Genomic DNA, 19,787 nt, shown 5'->3' with positions numbered 1-19,787 from the left:
AAAACCACTTAATGCAAAGTTTTTGAAGCCACTTCGCTGATGGTGAATTTCTGGCCGACTTCGTTAAAACAAGTCAGCACCATCAAACGTACATGTTCCAATACCAGATAATAAGACTCTTCATTTTCTGCTTCGCTGGCATCATCTTCAGTGTAAATATCAATATGGGTCACTTCCGATAACTGTTCGATAGCATCGCGGACATCAGCCGACACCAGAGATAAATCAGTTTGCTGAATGGCAAAACCAACCAAAAACGATTGTGCCCATTCGACTAAAGCTTCGAGGCGTTCCGGCATCGCATCGTCGTCGGTCGGAACTAATAATTGCAAACTGTAGTCTTCATCAGCGAGTTGCTTGGCGGTTTCGCCGATTAATTGTTCAATGGACAGTTTTAATTGTGCATTGAGCGCCTGTCCATCGTTTAAGAAGTCGTACAATACTGGTAAAATCGTCGCCGAATCCGCCGGTACTCCGGCGCTGAGCATGCCAGCAATCAAACCATGTAACTCGGCAGCTGACGCCATCACCGAATTTTGATCAAGTTGACTGGTCCAGTGATCGTAATTAAGCAGTTGAGAATTCATTGAAGGTTGCCATGACAATAAAGATGCTCACTATGCTATCACCAGAGCCCGGCAGCGCCAAGTCAACCGCGACTGTCTGAGCAAAACCTGAACCCTATTCGTTTTAAGATTGAAGGCCATTATGTACCCGAAAAAGAAAAACCCAGAACAACAACCCGCCAAACCAAAACAAAAACAACTGACGGTTTCGGTGTTAGGCCGCCATATGAAAATTGCCTGTCCGGCCGGTCAGGAAGAAAAGCTGCAAAATGCCATGCTGGAATTAGAAGAACGTGTCGGCAAAACCCGTTATCAACCAGGCGTCCATGGTGCCGAAGACGTGTTACTGATGATTGCGTTAAATTTGTGCAATGAGATCCTGGAACTGAAAAAGAACGCAGAATAAGGGTTCCCGCTGGTTATTCCGGTGATATACTTACCCCGTTCTCTGGGTTGTTTGTGATCAAGCCGATGTCCCCGAGCCGATAATTGTTTATACATAGGAATTCTTTTCCAGCACTATTGTGCAAGCCCGGCTCGTATCGGGAAGCCTGCGGTGCTGATCTGACTTCCGCCTTGAACCTATGGTTCGAGGCTAACGTTTGACACGGCAACCTCGAGAACACTTACCTGCACTGTTTTTTGTTTTATCCTCTGCTTTATATTCGTATCTTATTTATATTAAAAACTTGATGATGGCTTATTTCGAATCTGCTATCAGCATTTTATGCAACCCTGCAGCTGGAGTTTGCCGTTGTCCGATATCAGTACCAAACGTAATCAACTTCGCCAATTAATCCGCCAACGCCGTCAGGGGTTAAGCGCTGAGCAACAACAACAGGCAGCTATCGATTTAGTCCGGCAATTTAGCACCCAGCCCCAACTGACCAAGCTGCAACATATTGCGCTGTACCTGTCCAACGATGGTGAACTGGATACTGACCCACTGATTAAGTCGCTCTGGCAACAAAAGAAATCGGTTTATCTGCCAATTCTGCACCCACACAAACCAGGTTTTTTAGTGTTTCAGCAGTACCGCCCCGACACGCCAATGATCAGCAACAAATTTGGCATCCTGGAACCCGAACTTGACCCAACGCAGTTAAAAGCATTGCCGGAAATAGAGATGATTGGCTTACCGCTGGTGGCCTTTGACAAACAGGGTAATCGAATGGGCATGGGCGGTGGGTTTTATGATCGCACTTTGGCCAACGCGGTATTTTGCCAGCCAGCGCCGTTATTGGTTGGTTTAGCCCATCAGTGTCAGCAAGTGGAGCAAGTGCCGGTTGAATCCTGGGATGTGCCGCTAAATTTAGTGGTGACGCCTGAGCAAGTGGTGACACCGCTGGCATTTTCGCGCTAAAACCGGGCTATTTCACACAATTTGTGCAGGTAAAGCCGCTAAATCATCGTTGTTTTGGCGCCTAAAAGCGCTGCTAAGCACTGGTAACCAACAAACTTTTTGATATACTCGCCACTTCGCAGTCACAAAATGGTTTGTATGGAAATCCTGATCCTCGTAAGTTTAATTCTGCTTAACGGCATTTTTGCCATGTCAGAAATTGCAATTGTCACCGCCCGAAAATCAAGATTGACCGCGCTTGCGCACAACGGCAAATCCTCTGCCGCCATCGCGCTGAAATTGGCCGAAGATCCAACCCAGTTTTTATCGACAGTACAGATTGGTATCACTTCCATTGGTATTTTAAACGGTATTTTCGGTGAAGCCATCTTAGCCGGCCCTTTTGCGATCTGGTTGCAAAGCTTTGGCATGTCAGTCGCATTCAGTTCAATTTTAGCCACAGTGCTGGTAGTTATTGTGGTGACTTATGTCTCCATCGTGGTCGGTGAGCTGGTGCCAAAACGGATTGGCCAAATCAGCGCCGAATCCATTGCCTGTGTGATGGCAAAACCGATGTTATTACTGGCGCTACTGACCAAACCTTTTGTCTGGTTGTTATCAGGCTCCACCCACACTTTAATGCGGGTATTTGGTTTTTCGCAAAACCAGAACTCTAATGTCACTCACGAGGATATCCATGCTTTATTGCAGGAAGGGTCCAGCTCCGGCGTGATTGAACACAACGAACACACCATGGTGAAGAACGTGTTCCGCCTTGACGAGCGCAGCATTTCTTCATTGATGGTGCCACGCTCGGACATCGTGTTTTTAGATGTTGAACATTCGATTGAAGAAAATCTGAAATTACTGACGTTATCACCTCATTCGCGCTTCCCGGTTTGTCGTGGCAATGCCGACGAGCTGATTGGCGTGGTATCCACCAAACAATTACTGGTGCAATCAGTCACTGGCAATCTGACCGATTTAACTGCGCTAGCCCATCCTTGTAACTTTGTGCCAGACAGTTTAACTGGTATGGAATTGCTGGAACATTTCCGTACTTCCGGCAGCCAGATGGTGTTTGTGGTTGATGAATATGGCGATTTAAAAGGTTTAGTCACGCTGCTGGATTTGATGGAAGCTTTAACCGGCGAATTCACCCCGGACAGCGGCGAAGATATGATGGTAATCATGCGCGAAGACGGCTCATTATTGCTGGACGGCTTATTGCCGGTGATCGATCTTAAAGATGCACTGCATATCAACAAGTTACCTGAAGAAGAAAGCAACCGGTACCAGACCTTAAACGGCCTGATCATGCTGCTGCTCGGCAAAATGCCGCAAACCGCCGACAAGGTTAAAGTGGGCGTCTGGTCGCTGGAAATTATTGATATGGACGGCAAACGGATTGATAAAGTGCTGGCGATTAAAGATCCCGAGCCTATGGATGACGGCGAGCTGGACAACGACAGCGAAAAGTCGGGTTAAACGACTGGATCTAAATTAGAGACACCCGGTTATACTTTGTTACAAGAGCTCGGCTTTTGCCGCTTTAATCCGACAGTTCACCGCAGTTTATCAGCCGCCTTTAAGGCGGCTTTTTCTTTTCATGGTAGTCTGAATTGTTTTTTAGCTGACCATCCGCAGTCAGAACCCCCTCAACATTTCGCAATTTTTTGGAACATTTATGTCAATCAAACCCTGGATGACGCTGTCATCTGCGCTATCGTTGTTCGTGCTCGGCGCCTGTGCTAGTAGCCAAACCGCTGTAACTCCAGCAACCAGTACCCAAACTGCCGCCGATGCCAATCGCATTGAAGCCCACATGACCTTTTTAGCCGACGATGCACTGGAAGGCCGCGATACCGGTAGCCAAGGGCACTTGATTGCCAGCCAGTATATTGCGACCAACTTTAAACAGCTTGGCTTAAAGCCTGCTGGCGACATCGTTAACGGGCAACCAGGCTATTTCCAAAAAATGAATTTGAAAAAAGGCCAGCTGGTTAAACACAGCGCTGGTCTGACGCTGCACCACAAGGGCGTGGATACTGTGGTGCCTTATCCAAAACACTTTATTACCCGCTCCAGCAGCCACGACGGTAAAGTCGACGTGAAAGCTGAATTGGTTTTTGTTGGTTATGGCATGGTATCACCGGAATTTGGTATCGACGATTACGCCGGCCTTGATGTAAAAGGCAAAATCATCGTGATGCTGCCGGGACGTCCACATAAGCTGCCAAGCGAAGAAGCGGCGCATTTAAGCTCACAAAAAACTCGTTTAGCCGTTGAACGTGGCGCCATTGGGATTATCTCGGTCCACACACCGGAAGCCGAAAAAACCCGTCCTTACGCCAATAGCCTGCTGTACCTGAACAGCCCAGATTTAAGCTGGGTCAACAAAGACGGTGTCGCTGAAAAAGATTATCCGGCAATTAAAGTTTCAGCCTACCTGCATATGGACGCGGCAAAAGCTTTGTTCGCCGATGCACCACAAAGCCTGGAGCAAATTTATGCGATGTTGGAAAAGAAAGAAGTGCCAAAAGGTTTCGCCCTGCCAACTTCGGCCAGCCTGACCCGTGAATCCAGCCACAGCATGATCCAAAGCCAAAACGTTGCTGCGATACTGGAAGGCTCTGATCCAGTCCTTAAAAACGAATACGTAGTGGTTACCGCACACTCTGACCACATTGGGATTGGCAACGACTTACGTTCAAAAGACAAAATTAACAACGGTCTGATGGACAATGCTGCTGGTGTCGCCATTCTGTTAGAAACAGCCCGTTTGTACACGGAATCTGCAGTAAAACCAAAACGTTCTATTTTGTTTGTGGCGGTAACCGGTGAAGAGAAAGGCCTGTTAGGTGCTGACTATTTTGCCCATTATCCGGTCAAACCGATTGAATCACTGGTCGCGAACGTCAACCTGGATATGCCGGTGTTACTGTATCCGTTCGCCGATATGGTGGCCTTTGGCGCCAACCATTCAACACTGGGCGCCACTGTTGGTCGCGCGACGGCGAAACATGGCATTAAGTTAAGTGCTGATCCAATGCCAGAGCAGGCAATTTTCACCCGCTCAGATCACTACACTTTAGTGAAAAAAGGCGTACCGGCAGTGTTTCTGATGACGGGTTTTACTTCAAAAGATCCAGCACAAAAAGGTGGTGAGATTTGGGGTAAATTCTTCGCCAAGCATTACCACAAGCCAACAGATGACGTTGCGGGTTTGACGAAAGATTTTGGTGCTATCCGCTATGACTCAGGCGCGCTGTTTGCCGATATCAACATGGCAATTATTGAAGAAATCGCCAACACTGAGCAACGGCCGCAATGGTTAAAAGAATCGTTTTTTGGCAAGACTATTGGTTTGAAAATTAATACTCAGAAGTAACTGAGTGAGTCTGATCATGCTGTTTTGTACGTGATCAGCTCAGAGTAAACAAAGCCAGCAGATGCTGGCTTTGTTGTTTTAGTAGTGCTCGCCGCCAGAGTCATTGTTTCTGCGACGTTAAGCAAACTTAGGCTTTACACAAATGCACTGTCACTTCTTCGCGGTCGTGGTAAAGATGTTTCGCCTGAAATTTCACTGCAAGACCAGCTTCGTCAAAACGCGTCTGCATCTGCCCCAGGATTTCCTGCAGGGTTTCGTAGCGCTTTTTCATCGGCAGTTTTAAGTTAAAGATACTTTCCTGACACCAGCCTTTAATCAGCCAGTCGCAAATGAGCTGGCCGACCCGGTCTGGTTTTTCAATCATGTCGCAGACCAACCAATGCACGTTGCGTTTTTCTGGCCGGAATTTAAAACCATCCACCTGAAAATGTTTCACCTGGCCGGTGTCCATTAGTTTTTGATCCATCAAACCGTTATCAATCGCCACCACCATCATTGAGCGGATCACCAACTGATAAGTCCAACCGCCAGGGCTTGCGCCTAAATCGACGGCGTTCATGCCGGACGTTAACCGGGTTTCCCACTCATCGCGTGGGATAAATTGTAAAAATGCTTCTTCTAGTTTCAGCGTGCTGCGACTTGGCGCGTCGTTTGGAAACTTCAAGCGGCGAATACCGTTTTCCAGCTCGCTGCTGTTTTCAGGGTACGACAGCGCTAAATACGCCTGCTTACCCGATAACAAAAACAAATGCAGTACCGGCGCGCGTGATTGTTGTTTTGCCAGCATCACCCCAGCCTGACGCAGGCTTTGGCGCAGTGGCACTGTTAACTTACGCGCCAGCGTCGATAACTCTTTACCGTCATTGGTATCCGGATATTCCACCCGAATTTCGCCACAAGGACTGAGTTCAGCACCCAATGCCAGTTCAACCACAGCACTGACGCGATCTGTTGGTGGCAACTCAATTAAATCGCCAATCACCAATGCCCACTGGCGAACAAACACCAACTGTTCAAACGGGAAATCACGATAGAATTTTGCCAGCGCTTCGCTGTCATAAGCTTCAAACACCATATAGGCGCTGTCATTTTTCAGTTTGCAGTAACCAAACACGCCATGCTGGCCGGCTTTGTCCTGAATTTCCGCCGCGCATTCTTTTTCAAAACCAGCACGACAGTACAAAATTAGTTGTTTCATCTTTATTTCCTGATCCAGGCAATCACCGCCAGCAATAGCCAGCTTATTAACAGCAACTGACCGCCCAATGGCGCCAGTTGACCAAAATGCAGGGGCAGCGCAAAAAGCCCCGCCCACACCGTATAGACAAACATCCACAATCCCAGATGCCAGCCAACGACCACCAAAGGTAACAATTTACCCGGGCTGGTCAGAGTTTTTAAATATAGCCCTAAGGCCAATAACGCCAGCGTCTGAAACGCCAGCAGCGCCGTGCTGCTGAGCAACGACGCCAACATTTTTCCGCTAAACTGCACCAGAAATACATGCGAAATGGCAGCAGACATGCCAACCACTATCGCGCCGTACAAGGCTGTCAGGCAGAGACTTAATTTCAAAAAAGTTTGTTGATTCAATAGTATTTTCACTTATTTAGTGTGAGTATTGCGCTTCGACTGCTGCCATCATTTGCTACTTTGTGACAGCCAGGAGCCGCCGCACAAAAGTACCAGCCACCAAAGATGCCTGCGCCAGCAATTGTGCTTGCGTCTGACGATGGCGTTTTAGTGTTTTTAAATCGTGATCGCCACCGTCCAGCCAGCTGATTTCAACCAAAGGCCAACCACTGCTGTTCAAATCTTCTGGACCACCAAAAGCATCACGCTCACCCTGCACTATCAATAACGGCCGTTGCAAAGCCGAAAAGTGCCCGGTGCGTGGTGCGATGCCAAGTGCCTTTTTTGCCGGTGGGCAAAACGGATAACCAAAGGCCAGCACGCCTTGCACTTGCACTGGAAAAGCTGTTTTATCAGCCGCCAGCAAAGTCGCCACCCGACCGCCCATCGATTTTCCACCCATAAAAATCGGCAAATCATTGGGCATCGCATTTATTACCGCCAGCATTTCCTGCAACAGCGTAGCAACTTTTGAAGGGGGTTGTTTTTTACCAGCAACTGTTTTTGCCATATAACCAAAATTAAAACGCCAGACTTCAATGCCCTGCGCTGCTAATTGCTGAGCCAGCTGCTGCAGATAGTCACTGGCCATCGAAGCGCCTGCTCCGTGCGCCAGTAATAACCGCGCAATCGGCTGGTTTGCTTTATCGATAATAAAATCAGCGGAATTCAACTCTGTACTCAACTGGGTACTCAATCAGTCACCGGTGCAATATTAAATTGCTGCTCTTGAAAATCTTCCTGCTCACGCTGCACCAATTCAATCATCCACTGCCGGAATGCGGCAATTTTGCCAAGCTCGGTCTGATTGTCGCGACACACCAGATAATGCGCATCTTTGGTTTGCAGCACATGATTAAACGGGACAATTAAGCGACCAGAATTAATGTCCGGTCTTGCCAATACGTTATGCGCCAGCGCCACGCCCTGACCGTGAATAGCAGCCTGTAACACCATGGCGCTGTGACTGAAAATCGGCCCCTGATTGACATTAAAATGCTTAAAGCCCTGACTGGTAAACCAGGCTTTCCAGGCGTCGCGGGTGGTGTCGTGTAATAAGGTATGAAAACGTAAATCGGCCGGCTCATTTAACGGTTTGGCGCGATTCAGCAGCATCGGCGAACAGACCGGCAGCAAATATTCTGTGTGTAGTTTATCCGAATGCAAATTACGCCAGTTGCCACGACCATAATAAATGGCGACATCAATATCGTCGCTCATCGAGCCTTCTTCGGCATCCACGGCGCGAATTCGCACGTCAATATCCGGATGTAATTCACTAAACAGGCTTAACCGCGGCACCAGCCATTGAATGGCAAAACTGGGTTGCAAACTGACGGTTAACGCACCTTTGGCACCACGCGCCAGCAGTTTTTCTGTAGCTTCGTGCAGGTGCAGGAATATCTCTTTAATATCCAGAAAATAACCCTGACCTTCCTCGGTCAACAGCAAAGAGCGATTCTTGCGCATAAACAACTTCAGACCTAAATGGTCTTCCAGCGCTTTAATCTGATGACTGATGGCCGCCTGCGTTACATACATTTCTTCTGCAGCCTTGGTAAAACTCAAATGGCGGGCAGCAGTTTCGAAAGTTTTAAGCGCATTTAACGGTGGTAACCGGCGGGCCATAGATCATCCTAATACTCATTTATAGCTATTTATTTGCCGTTCGCCGGAGGAACATACCCATCAACTTTGACTTCCTGGCCTTCAAACAAAAACTGCTGCATGTTTTCTTCCAGCAATTTGCGATGTTCCAGGTTCATCATGTTGAGTTTTTTTTCATTGATCAGCATGGTTTGTTTGGCTTGCCACTGGGCAAAGGCTTCTTTGCTGATGTTATCGAAGATTTTTTTACCCAGTTCACCCGGATAAAGTTGAAAATCGAGGCCTGGAGCCTGCTTGTTCAGAAAAACACAAAATACTTCACGAGCCATCAGTCCATCTCCTGCTAACTAACCCGGCGGTCGCCGGTGGGAACGGCGGCATTGTAATCTATTTTGCTGCGGCGTGCCTTAACCGTTGTCTGGCGTGAGAAGTTACTGCTAGTCTGGCTTGGAAAATTCCGGTTGTTGTTCGATAAAACTGCGGATTGGCGCTGGTAAACCAACGTCGGCCAGTTGTGTTTTGTGATACCAGCTGCTTGGTTGCTGTTCTTCTACCTGTTGCAGCTTTACTAAATGGCTTTGATCAAGCTGCCACACAGTGGCGTTTAACTTGTAATGGGTAAATTGGTGTACAAATTCACCATGTTTGGTGGCTTGCTTTAGCAAAGCATCATCAGCTGCAACTTGCGGCAACGACCACAACGAGGCCCAAATTCCAGGTGCTGGTCGTTTCTGTAGGAAAACCTGGCCGTCTTGTGCCAACCAAATAAAATGCCCATCTTTCACCGGCACGATTTTTTTCGGCTTTGGTGTTGGCAGTTCATCAACCCGGTTTTGCAACAATGCCTGACAGGTCAACGCCAGTGGGCACTGCTCACACAACGGCTGGCGTGGTTTGCAGATGGTAGCGCCTAAATCCAGCAAGCCCTGGGCAAAGCTTTTGCAATTTTCGGTTGGTGTCAGCTGCTCAGATAATGCCCACAGCTGTTTATCAACAGCAGAACTATTGGTGACACCGCTGATAGCAAAATACCTTGCATACAACCGCCGAACATTACCATCGACGATCGGGCCATAAGCATCATAAGCAAACGACATAATGGCGCCTGCGGTATAACGCCCGACACCAGGCACTTTTAATAGGTCATCAAGACTTTCCGGAAAAGCACCAAGCTCGCTTATATAGACGGCTGCTTTATGCAGATTACGGGCTCTGGCGTAATAACCAAGCCCCTGCCAATGTGCCATTACCTGGTCATTGGTGGCATTTGCCAAAGCTTCAACGGTCGGAAATGACAACATCCAGCGATTAAAATACGGAATAACGGTACTCACCTGCGTCTGCTGCAGCATCAATTCGGAAACGAGCACCCGATAAGGATTACTGGCTTGCTGCCATGGCAACTGATGACGGCCATGCTCCTTTTGCCAGTTAACTACCTGACTTTGAAATGTTTTTACTACCAACTGCTGCAACATAGGGGCCAATACTCCGTTTTGAACGCGCAGTCTAACCCGCCAATTAAGCGCTGCCAATGCAAAGTCGGTTGAGTAGATGGGCGTAACCACGCATAATGTGCGCCGCTAAAATGTCCGATAGAGAGTGTCCAGATGACCACACCAGATAACAAAACCGCCACTTCAGCCCAGGATGACACCACCGAACAGCCAAAATATCTGCGCCGTATTCGCAGTTTTGTACTGCGGGAAGGTCGGCTGACCAAGGGCCAGCAGCGCAGTTTAGAGTTATTCTGGCCGACCATGGGTCTGGAACACCAGCCGCAGCCTTATGATTTTGCACAGGTGTTTGGTCGTAAAGCGGATCTGGTGCTGGAAATTGGTTTTGGCATGGGTAAATCTTTTGTCGCCATGGCCAAAGCCGCACCAGAGCTGGACTTTATCGGCATTGAAGTGCACAAACCTGGTGTTGGCGCTTGTTTAGGTGAAGCCGAAACTGAAGGTGTCAAAAACATCCGCTTATTCGAACATGACGCGGTCGAAATTCTAAACGACAGCATCGCCGATGGTTCATTAACCACCATCCAACTGTTTTTCCCGGATCCATGGCACAAAACCCGTCACCATAAACGCCGTATCGTCCAGCCTGATTTTGTGCAGGTGCTACGCCGCAAGCTGAAAATCGGCGGGGTGTTTCATATGGCGACCGACTGGGAAAACTATGCTGAACATATGCTGGAAGTGATGACCGCCGCAGAGGGTTATCAGAATCTGGCCAGCGACAATTTATATGTGCCCCGCCCGGACAACCGGCCACTCACCAAATTCGAAAACCGTGGCGTGAAGTTAGGTCATGGTGTTTGGGATTTAATGTTTAAGAAGACAAATTAATGCTGACCCCACCGAGTCAACTGCTGCTTAGAAATATCAACGACTTAACTGGCAAAGTACTGCTGGTTGAACCTATGGCCGACGATTTGGCTCGGGAACTGGCGCAGGCTGCCCCTGAACTGCAGCTGTTTTGCTATAGCACTGACAAAACCGTCGCCAACAGCTGGCAAGCACAATCCGAGGCGCCTTGTTATTTCGCAGCTTCGCTAACGACTGACGAAGTGTTTGATACCGTTGTTATTTTTTATCCAAAAAGTAAAGAGCAGCTGTCATTTAGTTTGTCGCAGCTCACAGCAAACATCAGTGCCAAAACAGAAGTTTATCTGGTGGGTGACAATAAAGGTGGCATCAAAAGTTTAACCGGTCATGCCGAAAAGCTCGGTTTAACTGCACATAAGCTCGACAATGCCAAACACTGCCTGTGGTTTGCACTCAATGGCCTGGCCGATAAACCGCAACCCGCTATCGCGATGCAACAATTTAGCGCCAAAACCGCCGACGGCAGCATCAAGTTTTGCTCGTTGCCGGGGGTGTTTAATCACGGCAAGTTAGATATTGGTACCGCGATTTTATTAGAACATCTGGCACATATTCATCAGGGTACGGTACTGGATTTTGCCTGTGGCGCTGGTATTGTCGGCAGCTATTTATTGCAGCAACAGCCAGCATTAAAGCTGTATTGCTCAGACGTCAGCGCGTTAGCGGTTGACAGCAGTAAAGCCACTTTTGCGCTAAATCAGCAAACTGCCACTGTGCTGGCCGCAGATGGTATGCCAAATGGCACGCCGTTGTTTGACCATATCATCAGCAATCCGCCGTTTCATACCGGGATCAAAACCGACTATAGCGTGGCGCAAAAGTTTATTGATGACAGCAAGGGAAAACTGAAAAGTGGTGGCAGCCTGACGCTGGTTGCCAACGCCCATTTACCTTATGCCGAATGGTTAAAAACGACTTTTGGTAATGTCAAAGAACTGGCCAGACGCCAGGGTTTTGTGGTTTATATGAGCCGGAAAAGTTAACTTATAGCGACACAGTCATGTCGGCAACCGGCGGCTTGAACCGCCAGTTGCCAGCAAACACCGTAAATGGCCATTTACAACACGATTTGCCTTTGACAGTACAGTCCCAAATATTCTTCATTCTGCGGCATTAACGCCGGCACCAGAAACAACTGCCCTGCTTCTACCCAATAAATCGCATTTTGCTCAAACTGCAAAGCCATATCCAAAGCACTGGCTTTATCACAAAGCACAGCGAAGCTTTTTTCCTGAAAAGTTAAATCAGGTGAAGCGCCAATCAAAGTGCGATATGGCAGATGTAAGTCGTTGAGATGGGTTTCGAATTCGTGGTTTAAAGTCAGATTGTGTTGCAGCGGGTAAATTTCGCCTTTGGGATTTTGCGCACTGATAATGGCAAAATCGATTTGATCACCCAGCGATTGATGGCACAAAAATACGCTGGTTTTATAGTTTTCCCACAGATCCATCATCGGCTCCTGTTGGCTACAGTCGGCGTAAAACCGGAAAAAATTGCCGGTTCAGGGCCACTGTCGATACCGCATGCAGCAGCCGACACTCACTATAACCGGCGGCAACATATTTGTCAGGCTGGTTTACTCAATTTGGTTAATTTGCTTAATTTGCTGAAAATGCATAACATCAAAGTTATAACTATCTGACGTAAATTAAGGTTTAGTGACCGGATACATGAAACCCTTATTACGCACGACCTCAATAAAAGGCGCTCTGAGCTGGGTTGTGATGCTGATTTGCAGCATTACATTGTTCGCTTCGTTAACCATTTCATCGTTACAAGACATCAATTTTCAGAAAAAAAAGCTGGTCGACCAACTACACGCTTACGCCAACATTGTCGCTTTTAACTCCAAAGCCAGTATTTTATATGACGATGCCGAGATGGAAGATGGTCGGTTAAAGTCGTTCGCTGCTGTCGATATTTTGCACAACATCCATATTTATAAATTAACAGCTGAGACCAATCAGCTGAGCTTTTTTTCCAGTTATAACAGGCGTGATGTTGGCCCACACCCGAGTCAGTTCGATAAAGTCGATGAATTGCTGGAACCACATTTTGATGGTGATGTGATAGAAATTGCCAAAGCTGTTGATTTTGAAGGTAAAATAATCGGATACATTTACCTGCGTGCCAGCCTCGATGAATTGAATAAATACATGCAAAACAGGATCTTGTATGATTTATTAATCGCAATTATTGCGTTAATCGGCGCTTTTTTTGTCAGTGTGCGTTTACAACGTCGTTTCACCAAACCGATTGAAACATTGCTGAGTGTTGTGCAAAAAGTAACCAAAGAGAAAAGTTATTCGGTGCGGGCGCCGGCGGCAGATATTGAAGAACTGCATATGCTCGGTCGGGCGATTAATAATATGCTGGATCGGATTGAACAGCAGTTTAATAAGGTGCAACAGGCCGAATTGGAAATCCGCCAGCTGAACCAGGGCTTGGAGCAAAAAATCAGTGAACGGACTTTGGCATTAAAAAGCTCTAATCAGGATTTATTGAACACGCTGGAAACGCTGCATCAATACCAAAATCAGATTGTCGAAACTGAAAAAATGGCCAGTCTTGGCCAGATGGTGGCCGGTGTCGCCCATGAAGTAAATACGCCTATTGGCCTGGGTGTAACTGCCTCGACACTGATGCAGGATAAGCTGGCAGATATTCAAACCGCCTTTGATGAGAAAAAACTTACCTCGTCGCAGCTGGCAAAATTTATGGCCGAAAGTAAAGAAAACCTTGGCATCATCTATCGGAATCTGGAACGCGCGGCCAGCTTAATTCGCAGCTTTAAGCAGGTTGCCGTAGATCAGTCGAACGAAAACAGACGCCAATTCAATATGCTACAGCTAATGAATGAAGTGCTGCTGTCGCTGCGGCCGAACCTCAAGAAAACCCAGCATCAGGTGGAACTGCAATGTGACCCGACACTGGAAATCGATAGTAAACCGGGGCCGGTGAATCAAATCCTGATCAATTTAATTATGAATAGCCTTATTCATGCCTTTGAACAAACTGATCACGGTACCATCAAAATTAAGGTCCATGTTGCGCACAGCCGCTGTTTTGTGCACTACTCCGACAACGGTGGTGGTGTGCCGGAACATATCAAAAAACGCATCTTCGACCCCTTTGTCACGACCAAACGTGGTGAAGGTGGCAGTGGCCTTGGGATGCACCTGGTGTACAACCTGGTGACCCAGGCGTTAAATGGAAAAATCACTCTGGAAAGTAGTCTCGGCCATGGCGTCGATATTATGTTTGACTTCCCGGTGGTGATTAAAGCATCAGCCGAACAAACCATGTAAGCGCTATAAGTCATTGAAAATAAACTATTTAGATCGAAAAAATCCCACCATAATTTAGCTCCGGCTAATTGTTAACAAAATCACTTGTTAACAATTGGCCCGAAAGCTATAATTGCAAAAAAAATGACAACCACTTGTCATTTTTGCCCTTTCGACCTGTTTAAAAATCCAACACAATTTACATAAGGTTCATCTCCCATGCAGACGCCTGTAATATTGATCGTAGAAGACGAAGAAGTAACACGTTTAAACCTGGTCAGCCTGTTTCAGGGTGAAGGTTATGACGTGCTGGAAGCTGTTAATGGTGAAGAAATGCATCAGAAACTGACCGACAACGCAGTCAATCTGATTGTAATGGACATTAACCTGCCAGGGAAAAACGGCTTAATTCTGGCGCGGGAGTTACGCCAGAAAGAGAACATCGGTCTGATATTCCTGACCGGTCGTGACAGTGAAGTCGATCGTATTCTGGGTCTGGAAATTGGTGCTGATGACTACCTGACCAAACCATTTAATCCACGTGAACTGACGATCCGTGCCCGCAACCTGTTAAGCCGTACTGTGTCACAGCCGGTGGTTGAAGAGCATAAGAGCATCGTTAAGTTTAACGGTTGGACTTTGGATGAAAACAGCCGCAACCTGACGTCACCAAAAGGTGTGTCACGCCGTCTGCCAAAAGGTGAATACCGCGCGCTGCGTCTGATGCTGGATACTCCGGGCAAAATCTTTACCCGTGAGCAATTAATCCGTCATATGACTGGCCGTGATTTACGTCCAAACGACCGGACCGTAGATGTCACCATCCGCCGCATCCGCAAACATTTTGAATCTGATGTGGATAGCCCGGAATTAATCAGCACCATTCATGGTGAAGGTTATCGCTTTGTCGGCAAATTAGAAAAGTAATATAGCCGTCATCCTTGCCGATGCAGGGTTGTTGTCTTCGGTCGTTCGCCCCAGTCACATAGTACAGCTATGCTCCTGGGGTCTCACTCGCTCGTCGCCTACCTGCATCGCCAATGATTTTGGCTATATACCTAATTAGTTGATGCTGTAGCTTCAAGTACACCGGGTACTAATATTGTTCGACGTATTCATGTAGAGCGGCCAGGTGCCGCTCTATTGTTAAGTGAAATTCAATCAGCTGCCGTTCAATACTCTGCCAGTTTGGCTGCTCTTCCTGCTCTAACTGTTTCGCTTGCTGTTGCACCCATAACAATCCTACCGACGATGCTGCGCCTTTGAGCTTGTGGGCTGCTTCCTGAAATTCCGTTAAATCCTGCTGCGTTGCCGTTTCCAGCATTTTATTGATGTAGCCTGGCAAGACTTGCTGGAATAGCTGAATGCTGCGTTTGACCGAGTTTTTGCCAAGCGACTGTAAATAGTCCTGTAAGGTGTTGATATCGAGCACAGTGTCCTGTGGTGTTGTCACCACGGTTTGTACTGAGCGCACCATACTGGGCGAAAACAACTGCGCCAGCACCTGATCCAGATTAGTGGTATTAATTGGTTTAGCCAGCGATCCAGCAATCTGAATACCCGCTAGTTGCTGCTCAGCTTTTCGCACATTGGCGCTCAGCACCACGATCGGAATTTGCGCCAGATGGGGTTCTTCTTTCATAAACCGCGCTATCTGATCACCGGTCATATCGGGCAATTGCATATCCAGCAGTACTAAATCGATGTCATCTTCGGTTTCGAGCAGCGCCAGGGCGTCTTCACCGGTTTCGGCATGGATCACCAAATGGCCGCGTTGCTCCAGCAGATTACTGGCGATTTCGGCATTGAGCGGCACATCTTCGACCAACAGAATGGTCAAGCTCGGACAAGAGACCGCAGCCACCTGCACCGGCTCTGCCATCAGTTCAGTCGGTAAATGCACACTAAAACTACTGCCTTGATTGAGCTGGCTTTGTAAGCTGATCTGCCCGCCCATCGCTTCGGTTAGCGCTTTGGATACTGACAAACCAATGCCAGAGCCGACAATGCTTAACCGGCGGCCATCACTGGATTTGTAGTACATATCAAAAATCCGGGTTTGCTCTTGCGGCGCAATACCAATACCGGTGTCGCTGACCATAAAAATTAAGTTACAAGGCTCAGCGTCTGCCACAAACTCGCAGTACAGGCTGACCGTACCTTTAGCCGTGAATTTCACGGCGTTGTTTAAAAGATTCCACAACACCTGGCGCACCCTTGTTGGGTCCAGCTTGGCAAATACCTGAAAATCGCCAACCTGTTGCAATTTAAATTGCAGGCCTTTTTGCTGACAAATCAGCTCGGCGAAATTGGCGATATCACCGATAAACTGCGCCAGATCAACACTTTGGCAGGCAATATCTAAATCCTGCCGGTCGATTTTATCTAAATCGATAATGTCATTAAAAATGTTGCCCAAGGTTTCGGCGCTGCTGAAGATGGTATTGGACCAGCTACGCTGCTCATCGGTTAGGCCCGTTTGCAGCAAGCGGCGGGTCAAACCAACAATACCGTTCAGTGGTGTACGCAGCTCGTGGCTTAAAGTCGCAATAAACTTGCCTTTGTCCTGATAAGCGCGTTCCAACGCTTGCTCAGCCAATTTCCGTGAAGTGATATCACGGCCAAAGCCAAGCAAACCGATATAACGGCTTTGCCGGTCAAAAAACGGCACTTTACGCATTTCAAACCACATCACCTGCCCTTGCGGTGTGGTGTATTCGACGTCCAGCGTGAGTTCGGCCTGATTTACCGACACTTCGTGATCAGTCAGGATGGCAGCCGGCGCTACATCCGGCGAATAAATTTCTGATGGGTAGTGGCCAATCAGTTCAGCTGAAGTTTTACCAATTAACTGCTCAAACATTTTATTGCAGCTGGCAAAACGGCCGGTTTCATCGCGGTAATAGAATAAATCGGGCGAGCTGTCGACGATCGACTTCATCAACAAACTTTGTTCTTCCAATTCGATTTGGGTCTTTTTACGTTCGGAAATTTCTTTGCGAAGTTCGTCAATTGCCCGGCGTTTGGCCTGAAAAGCTTTTTTACGCTCTTCAATTTCAAAGTTCAGTTGACGGATATTTTCCTGCAGGTTTTCATTGAGTAAGGTTTCCTGCCGAGCGGAATCTTTTAGATAAAACAAGGCGGCATCAAGGTGACGGACCAGATACAGCAAAATAGCGACAAACACCGGTGCGGCAACAGCGGCAACCATCAGCGCGATGGCAACCATGTGCCAATGTACCTGGTTGTACAGGATTAAACTGACCGCTAACGCCAGCAAACCGCTACTGAGCATCAAGAATAAAATCATCAGGCTGGCAAGTTGCAACCAGCCCCACAGCTTGAGAACGGCAGCTAAACGACGTACCAAAGGATGAACCGGATATTGGCTCAAAGCCCCGCCCCTCTTGTCAGCTCGACGAGCATTTACAGCGCTGGTTCAACCGATACCAACACATTGCGATAAGAACAATAAGATTTATGTACATTACCGACAGCATACTGACCCGTCCGGCTGGCCGCTTCGGCCGGGCGATGTAACTTCAGCTTATACTCCCGTCCGGCAACATCAAATTGCCCCGTCGCATCACGGCTTTGGGTACCACATAACAGTTGCGCCAACTGCCGGTAATTGTCTGAGCTAAATACATTGCCTGAGTTCAGCAAAGGCCGGTTGCTGGTATTTGGGGCATATTTCCAGTCGGCGAAATTGGCAATCAGCTGACCTTGTTGCAAGCTAAAACTATCGCCGTTGGTAAAATAATGACTGGTCATTTCCGTCAGTTTTGACGGTTTAAATTGACTGTTGGCGCTACGCTCTGCCAGATAAACACCGTTGTTTCCTTTAACATGGAAACGCACCAAGGATGGATTTTTGTCGTCAAAGCCAACCAGCAATCCGGTTGCTTCATCCACGCCAAAACCGAAACTAGCCTGAGTTTGCGCCACTAAAGTCAACAACCGCCCCTGCCGGCCACGTTCGGAAAAATGCGTATCCAGCACGCCCCAAGGGAATAAATTCAAACCACTTGCCTGATAAGTCAGGCTTTTTTCATCAACACCTTCACCACAACTGCGATCGTTTTCACAGCCGTCCGCCGGCGCTGGCTGTGCCAAAGCGCCTTGATAAAGAGCCTGAGCACTTTGACCGTTACTAATCATCACCGTTTGCTGACCCAGGTAACTGCCACCAGATAACACTGCTGTTCCGGCACTGGTGCCAGCTAAAATCAGCTTACCGCGCTCCAGCATCACACGAATTTTGGCAAGTTCCGGCGTATCTGTACCATCAGGTTGCTTTAACGCTTTGTAGGTCAGACTTTGATCACCGCCATTGATAAAGATCGCATCAGCCTTACCAATGAGTCTGACGGCATTGTCAGAGCCCTTCAGACAAAATTCTTTTTGCTTTGTCGCTAAATCCGGATAAACCCGGGCGCGCTGAAAACTGCCTTGTTCTTTGGTTAAATGGTGCGGAAAGTTATTGCAACCGGCTTCTGCACCAGCACTGTCACGTAAAGCGGCCTGATATGCAGCGTTCACCGGCAGCCAGCTGACCGTTGCCCCTAATTGCTCGAATAAGGACTGGTAAAAATCGACAGCCGCATAAGGGTCACGGCCAGAAGCGGTCAGCACCACAATATGTGGTGCCTTTTTGACTGGTTTTTTGTTGGCATTCACTTCGCGGGCCAGATCAACAAATTGCTGATATAACCCCAATGAAAACTGGTCTTTGCTCAGCTGCGCGGACACTTGTTCCTCAACCCGGTTTTTTGTCAGCGAAGATTTTTTCACCGCAATTTCGAGTTGATCAAAAATGAAGTTCAACTCAGCACCGCTCAGGCTGCTGTAAAGCTCACGACCAGAGACCCAACTGCCGTTAACTTCCACTTCGCTGCTGCGCCATAACCGGCTCAACTCACGTTGGGTTACCGGCGTGTCCGCCAGCTTGGACTGTAAATGTTGCAACATCGCGGTAACCTGACGCAACAAGGGCTTGCGATCAGCCGGCCAATCTTCGGCGTTGCTAATGTTGGTAATATAATGTGGTTGGATCAGGTACAGTTCGGCTTTTTTAGCTTCGTCCGGCCATTGTGGGGTCGAAACACAAGCAGATTCCTGGGTTGACGAGCAAATTGATAAACCGCCCCCCATTAAAACCATTGAATATGTTGGAAATTTTTTCGTTTCGGCCGCGAGGGCGGACCCGATAGGTAACATCAAAAGCAACAGTGGCAAGTGGAAATGGGCTAATTTCATAGTCTCTTTCTTGTTATGTAGTTGACATCAGGTCGCGCTGAAAACGAGGGTGCTAGATTAACTTGTATTGACATATTTGCCAATTAGAAGTAATTCTACCGGTACAACAAAATAGAGTGATTCGGCGAAACTGCACTGGTATGTTAAAAAAAGCCCACCGTCTGGATTCATATCACTACTCGTCATTCTACCTTTCGGAGTGGTTTAACGAGTAGAAACTGCCTTGCAACGCAAGTTGTAACGGCGGTTTCTGTCAACAGAACCCCACCCCAAATTCAATTCTGATGAAATGCTGAGCCACAGTCCTGCGTGCAG

The 19,787-nt window shown here is 47.8% G+C and carries 18 protein-coding genes and 1 other RNA gene; 9 read left to right on the top strand and 10 right to left on the bottom strand.

Annotated elements, in window-relative coordinates:
• Positions 1-8: 8 nt before the first annotated feature.
• A complete protein-coding gene (locus EOE67_RS13190; protein WP_127699651.1) occupies positions 9-587 on the bottom strand; it encodes a UPF0149 family protein in 579 nt (192 codons plus the stop codon).
• 121 nt (positions 588-708) lie between these two features.
• Here EOE67_RS13190 and EOE67_RS13185 point away from each other — a divergent pair, with 121 nt between their 5' ends.
• The 5 genes from EOE67_RS13185 to EOE67_RS13165 all read left to right on the top strand — a co-directional run bounded on the left by EOE67_RS13185 (position 709) and on the right by EOE67_RS13165 (position 5,299).
• Positions 709-972: a cell division protein ZapA gene (locus EOE67_RS13185; protein WP_127699649.1), complete on the top strand. Its 264-nt coding sequence runs from the start codon at positions 709-711 to the stop codon at positions 970-972.
• Between the two features lie 36 nt (positions 973-1,008).
• Positions 1,009-1,192: non-coding RNA, 6S RNA (gene ssrS, locus EOE67_RS13180), on the top strand.
• Positions 1,193-1,320: 128 nt separating this feature from the next.
• A complete protein-coding gene (locus EOE67_RS13175) occupies positions 1,321-1,929 on the top strand; it encodes a 5-formyltetrahydrofolate cyclo-ligase (RefSeq protein WP_240652814.1) in 609 nt (202 codons plus the stop codon).
• A gap of 129 nt (positions 1,930-2,058) precedes the next feature.
• Positions 2,059-3,396 (top strand): hemolysin family protein, encoded by a 1,338-nt coding sequence (locus EOE67_RS13170; protein WP_338069033.1) that lies wholly within the window; start codon positions 2,059-2,061, stop codon positions 3,394-3,396.
• A 199-nt stretch (positions 3,397-3,595) separates the two neighbouring features.
• Complete coding sequence (locus tag EOE67_RS13165; RefSeq protein ID WP_240652812.1) at positions 3,596-5,299, top strand: M28 family metallopeptidase; 1,704 nt, start codon at positions 3,596-3,598, stop codon at positions 5,297-5,299.
• 127 nt (positions 5,300-5,426) lie between these two features.
• On the opposite strand, the gene rlmM is transcribed toward EOE67_RS13165, so the two are convergent.
• The 6 genes from rlmM to mutY form a co-directional block, all read right to left on the bottom strand.
• Complete coding sequence (gene rlmM / locus EOE67_RS13160) at positions 5,427-6,497, bottom strand: 23S rRNA (cytidine(2498)-2'-O)-methyltransferase RlmM (RefSeq protein WP_127699642.1); 1,071 nt, start codon at positions 6,495-6,497, stop codon at positions 5,427-5,429.
• A 2-nt stretch (positions 6,498-6,499) separates the two neighbouring features.
• On the bottom strand, positions 6,500-6,874 hold the full coding sequence (locus EOE67_RS13155) for a hypothetical protein (protein ID WP_240652811.1): 375 nt from the start codon (positions 6,872-6,874) through the stop codon (positions 6,500-6,502).
• A gap of 73 nt (positions 6,875-6,947) precedes the next feature.
• Complete coding sequence (locus EOE67_RS13150) at positions 6,948-7,616, bottom strand: alpha/beta fold hydrolase (RefSeq protein ID WP_240652810.1); 669 nt, start codon at positions 7,614-7,616, stop codon at positions 6,948-6,950.
• A gap of 8 nt (positions 7,617-7,624) precedes the next feature.
• Positions 7,625-8,560, bottom strand: a complete 936-nt coding sequence (locus EOE67_RS13145; protein WP_127699638.1) for a transcriptional regulator GcvA — start codon at positions 8,558-8,560, stop codon at positions 7,625-7,627.
• Positions 8,561-8,589: 29 nt separating this feature from the next.
• On the bottom strand, positions 8,590-8,868 hold the full coding sequence (locus EOE67_RS13140) for an oxidative damage protection protein (RefSeq protein WP_127699636.1): 279 nt from the start codon (positions 8,866-8,868) through the stop codon (positions 8,590-8,592).
• Positions 8,869-8,976: 108 nt separating this feature from the next.
• Positions 8,977-10,017: an A/G-specific adenine glycosylase gene (mutY, locus tag EOE67_RS13135; RefSeq protein ID WP_127699634.1), complete on the bottom strand. Its 1,041-nt coding sequence runs from the start codon at positions 10,015-10,017 to the stop codon at positions 8,977-8,979.
• A 132-nt stretch (positions 10,018-10,149) separates the two neighbouring features.
• On the opposite strand from mutY, the gene trmB reads away from it, so the two are divergent.
• A complete protein-coding gene (gene trmB, locus EOE67_RS13130) occupies positions 10,150-10,887 on the top strand; it encodes a tRNA (guanosine(46)-N7)-methyltransferase TrmB (protein WP_127699631.1) in 738 nt (245 codons plus the stop codon).
• Positions 10,887-11,909: a class I SAM-dependent methyltransferase gene (locus EOE67_RS13125; RefSeq protein WP_127699629.1), complete on the top strand. Its 1,023-nt coding sequence runs from the start codon at positions 10,887-10,889 to the stop codon at positions 11,907-11,909. Before trmB ends, EOE67_RS13125 begins: the two co-directional genes overlap by 1 nt.
• A gap of 74 nt (positions 11,910-11,983) precedes the next feature.
• On the opposite strand, the gene EOE67_RS13120 is transcribed toward EOE67_RS13125, so the two are convergent.
• Positions 11,984-12,376 carry a DUF3293 domain-containing protein gene (locus EOE67_RS13120; RefSeq protein WP_127699627.1) on the bottom strand — a complete coding sequence of 131 codons (393 nt, stop codon included), beginning with the start codon at positions 12,374-12,376 and terminating at the stop codon, positions 11,984-11,986.
• A 220-nt stretch (positions 12,377-12,596) separates the two neighbouring features.
• On the opposite strand from EOE67_RS13120, the gene EOE67_RS13115 reads away from it, so the two are divergent.
• The gene (locus EOE67_RS13115; protein WP_127699625.1) at positions 12,597-14,234 is read left to right on the top strand and encodes a sensor histidine kinase; all 1,638 of its coding nucleotides are present in this window, start codon (positions 12,597-12,599) and stop codon (positions 14,232-14,234) included.
• A 198-nt stretch (positions 14,235-14,432) separates the two neighbouring features.
• A complete protein-coding gene (arcA, locus tag EOE67_RS13110; RefSeq protein WP_068059620.1) occupies positions 14,433-15,140 on the top strand; it encodes a two-component system response regulator ArcA in 708 nt (235 codons plus the stop codon).
• A gap of 169 nt (positions 15,141-15,309) precedes the next feature.
• Here arcA and EOE67_RS13105 read toward each other — a convergent pair whose 3' ends face one another.
• Together EOE67_RS13105 and EOE67_RS13100 are read right to left on the bottom strand one after the other, a co-directional pair.
• Complete coding sequence (locus tag EOE67_RS13105; RefSeq protein ID WP_240652809.1) at positions 15,310-17,607, bottom strand: ATP-binding protein; 2,298 nt, start codon at positions 17,605-17,607, stop codon at positions 15,310-15,312.
• A 32-nt stretch (positions 17,608-17,639) separates the two neighbouring features.
• Positions 17,640-19,376 (bottom strand): cyanophycinase, encoded by a 1,737-nt coding sequence (locus EOE67_RS13100; protein ID WP_127699623.1) that lies wholly within the window; start codon positions 19,374-19,376, stop codon positions 17,640-17,642.
• Positions 19,377-19,787 lie beyond the last annotated feature (411 nt).

The sequence above is a fragment of the Rheinheimera riviphila genome (genome assembly GCF_004005945.1).
In the GTDB taxonomy this organism is placed as follows: domain Bacteria; phylum Pseudomonadota; class Gammaproteobacteria; order Enterobacterales; family Alteromonadaceae; genus Pararheinheimera; species Pararheinheimera riviphila.
This window is presented reverse-complemented; position numbering and strand designations above follow the sequence as displayed.

Bases quoted from the DNA above. Each gene is read 5' to 3' on its own strand.
- arcA (WP_068059620.1), top strand. From the start codon at position 14,433: ATGCAGACGCCTGTAATATTGATCGTAGAAGACGAAGAAGTAACACGT.
- EOE67_RS13140 (WP_127699636.1), bottom strand. From the start codon at position 8,868: ATGGCTCGTGAAGTATTTTGTGTTTTTCTGAACAAGCAGGCTCCAGGC.
- EOE67_RS13115 (WP_127699625.1), top strand. From the start codon at position 12,597: ATGAAACCCTTATTACGCACGACCTCAATAAAAGGCGCTCTGAGCTGG.
- EOE67_RS13145 (WP_127699638.1), bottom strand. From the start codon at position 8,560: ATGGCCCGCCGGTTACCACCGTTAAATGCGCTTAAAACTTTCGAAACT.
- rlmM (WP_127699642.1), bottom strand. From the start codon at position 6,497: ATGAAACAACTAATTTTGTACTGTCGTGCTGGTTTTGAAAAAGAATGC.
- trmB (WP_127699631.1), top strand. From the start codon at position 10,150: ATGACCACACCAGATAACAAAACCGCCACTTCAGCCCAGGATGACACC.
- EOE67_RS13170 (WP_338069033.1), top strand. From the start codon at position 2,059: ATGGTTTGTATGGAAATCCTGATCCTCGTAAGTTTAATTCTGCTTAAC.
- EOE67_RS13185 (WP_127699649.1), top strand. From the start codon at position 709: ATGTACCCGAAAAAGAAAAACCCAGAACAACAACCCGCCAAACCAAAA.
- EOE67_RS13125 (WP_127699629.1), top strand. From the start codon at position 10,887: ATGCTGACCCCACCGAGTCAACTGCTGCTTAGAAATATCAACGACTTA.
- EOE67_RS13100 (WP_127699623.1), bottom strand. From the start codon at position 19,376: ATGGTTTTAATGGGGGGCGGTTTATCAATTTGCTCGTCAACCCAGGAA.
- EOE67_RS13190 (WP_127699651.1), bottom strand. From the start codon at position 587: ATGAATTCTCAACTGCTTAATTACGATCACTGGACCAGTCAACTTGAT.
- EOE67_RS13120 (WP_127699627.1), bottom strand. From the start codon at position 12,376: ATGGATCTGTGGGAAAACTATAAAACCAGCGTATTTTTGTGCCATCAA.
- EOE67_RS13165 (WP_240652812.1), top strand. From the start codon at position 3,596: ATGTCAATCAAACCCTGGATGACGCTGTCATCTGCGCTATCGTTGTTC.
- mutY (WP_127699634.1), bottom strand. From the start codon at position 10,017: ATGTTGCAGCAGTTGGTAGTAAAAACATTTCAAAGTCAGGTAGTTAAC.